This window comes from Actinomycetota bacterium (genome assembly GCA_036280995.1).
Classification (GTDB): domain Bacteria; phylum Actinomycetota; class CALGFH01; order CALGFH01; family CALGFH01; genus CALGFH01.
On sequence record DASUPQ010000109.1, the window covers coordinates 1 to 2,407 of the forward strand.

The 2,407-nt window shown below is 69.7% G+C and carries 5 protein-coding genes; 1 reads left to right on the top strand and 4 read right to left on the bottom strand.

Translation table 11 applies throughout. The annotated features are described in order from the left end of the window. Nucleotides 1–101 precede the first annotated feature (101 nt). The 3 genes from VF468_03300 to VF468_03310 are packed head-to-tail and all read right to left on the bottom strand — an operon-like array spanning nucleotide 102 to nucleotide 1,181. Complete coding sequence (locus VF468_03300) at nucleotides 102–488, bottom strand: CBS domain-containing protein (protein ID HEX5877339.1); 387 nt, start codon at nucleotides 486–488, stop codon at nucleotides 102–104. 23 nt (nucleotides 489–511) lie between these two features. Further along, a complete protein-coding gene (locus VF468_03305) occupies nucleotides 512–901 on the bottom strand; it encodes a hypothetical protein (GenBank protein ID HEX5877340.1) in 390 nt (129 codons plus the stop codon). Nucleotides 902–914: 13 nt separating this feature from the next. After that, nucleotides 915–1,181: a GlsB/YeaQ/YmgE family stress response membrane protein gene (locus VF468_03310; protein HEX5877341.1), complete on the bottom strand. Its 267-nt coding sequence runs from the start codon at nucleotides 1,179–1,181 to the stop codon at nucleotides 915–917. Nucleotides 1,182–1,665: 484 nt separating this feature from the next. Here VF468_03310 and VF468_03315 point away from each other — a divergent pair, with 484 nt between their 5' ends. Continuing rightward, entirely contained in the window at nucleotides 1,666–2,040 is a 375-nt protein-coding gene (locus tag VF468_03315; protein ID HEX5877342.1) for a hypothetical protein, read from the top strand. 155 nt (nucleotides 2,041–2,195) lie between these two features. Here VF468_03315 and VF468_03320 read toward each other — a convergent pair. Next, nucleotides 2,196–2,407: hypothetical protein (locus VF468_03320; protein ID HEX5877343.1), on the bottom strand; the 212-nt coding region annotated here is incomplete at its 5' end.

Sequence of the window (2,407 nt, forward strand, 5' to 3'; positions counted from 1 at the left end):
GCCGGGCAGGTCGGCGACCGCTGAGCCTGCCACCCTGGCCACGCGACAGAGCTGCGTGTGGAGCTGACCGGAGTCTGCTGCCGCCTCGCTCGTGCCAGACCTCAGATGCGCTGCCGGTTGCTGGCCGAGGGTGGCAGCCTAGTGTCGTCCAGGTCGAAGGTCAGCCAGTCCTGGACCCGCACCACCCCTTCGGTCGCGCCGGCCAGGCGGACCACGATGGGGATCAGGCTGCGCCGCTCGACCCGCCCGGTGAGGCTGACCACGCCGTCGCGTACCTCGACCTCCATCCGAGCTGGGTCGACCAGCAGCTCGTGCCCGAGCAGATCGGCTTCGGAGACGACGCCCAGCACCCGGCTACGCCCGTCGACAACAACCGGTAGGGCGCTCAGGCGATGGTCGGCCAGCAACCTAGCTACCTGCTTGACGGGCGTGGTCGGCTGGGCGACCACCACCTCGATCGTCATGACATCCTGGACCCGGGCCGGCATGGCGCTCCTCCTTGCCACCTTGCTCACCCGACACCCCAGCCACGGCCAAACGCCCGGCAGGCCAAGCAACCACCGGCCATACCATGCATACAGCGGCGGTTGCGGAGCGGCGGGTTCGACAGCGGTGGGAGCAGCAGGGTCGAGCCGCCCTGCGGTTCCCCTTCCCGCGTAGGCTCGAGCTGCGACGAGCGGGCCGCTGGCCCCGGGGGCGGTTCGAGGAGGAATGCCGCCTGCTGCTCGGCCCGGTCGAAGTCCCCGGCCGCCACCGCCTCGGCAAAGCACCGTTCTGCGGTCAGGTTGTTGGTGCGGCCCCGTATCCGCCGCCCCACCATCCCGCTCAGGCGCACCACACCAACGATCAGCACGGTCAGGATCAGGGCGAGCAGCGCCGACCCCAAGAGCACGCCGCGCATCAGCAGCCCCTCCTCACACGGTCCGGCGGCGCCTGGTGATGCGGTAGAGCAGCAGCAGCACGATCGATCCGGCGATCGCGGTGACCCAGGTACTCAGATCGAAGAAACCACCCAGCGGGTCGGCGCCGAACAGCGCGCCGGCCAGGAACCCTCCAAGCAATGCCCCGACCACCCCGATGAGCATGGTGACCAGAACCCCACCTGGGTCGTCACCGGGCAGGAGCCACTTGGCGAGGGCCCCAGCCAGGAGGCCAAGGATCAGCAGCGACACGATGCCCATGACAGCAACACTCCTCTCCGGCGTCCGCTCCTGGTTGCCAGATGTGTGGCAGCCGACGACCGGCCATCTCGGCATCCGTCATCCGTTCCAGGACGGCCCCTTGAACCACCTACCTTGGAGATGGCCGAGGCGGGAAACCAGGCCTGGGTGGGCCAGGAATCCCGGTTGGTTCTTGCCGGGCCACGGCAAGCGCACAGCGATGGTGGCGCCCATCCGGCGGCCGCTGAGCTGAGCGTCGGGACCTCAGCTGTGATCCGGTCGGCCAGGCAGTGGTGACAAGGCCGCCAGGTCGCGTCGGGAGGTCGCCGAGAGGTTCTACGGGGACCGCTAGATGGGCGCTGTTCTGTGACGGCTTGGAGGCGTTCTGCGGATTGAGGGCCGTCGGGCGGACATGGCTGGCCTGCCCAAGCTCTGACCTCCCCGTTCTCCTGCCGGCGTAGCGCCGCGTGCCGCGGGGAAGCCTGCTGGTATGGGTGCGGGGCTGGTGGTCGTGCTGGTGGTGACCGGCCTGTTCGTGCTGCTGCCGCTGTGGTTTGCCTGGCTGAGCATGGATAGTCGCCGGTGGCAGCGGGTGGAGCGGATCCTCGGCCGCGAGCCGAGCGGCAAGGAGCCACGCTGGGTCTGGTGGGCGTGGATCGGGTTGAGCGCGGCCTACGTCGTCATCGGTGCCCTGCGGGTCGCCTCCGGCCGCGAGCGCTTCATTGGCGTGGTCTGGCTGTTCCAGGGAGTGGCCTTTGGCGTGCTTGCGGGCAGCTTCTACCTGCGCTGGCGCCGCGAGCGTGAACGGGCCAGTCCCGGCGCAGCCGGCGCTCAGGTCGAGGGTGAATCAGCAGGCCGCCGCCCTGGAGAGACGCCGTAGATCACCGGTTGGGCCCGAAAGGGCCTGCCGAAGCAGAACGGTGGAGACCGCGGGGCCCGCGCCTGGTAGCAGCCTAATCACCCGCTGCAATGTCTTATACCCACCACCACTAGTGAGGGGCGCCCGTCGGGCGCCCCTCGCGGTCAGGTGGTTGGCTATGGGGTGGTGGGGTCGGCGTAGGAGCCGCCGAAGATGTCGGTGTTGCCGAAGAACCCGCCTACATCGGGGCAGTCCTGGTTGGGTGCCGGCGGCGGGATCGGAGTGCCGTCGACCAGGGACTGGCGGTAGGCGTTGATGGCCGGGCACACAGCGGCGTTGCGGCTGTCCACCCACACCGCGGCCGCGAACTCGCGGGTGGCCACGGCGT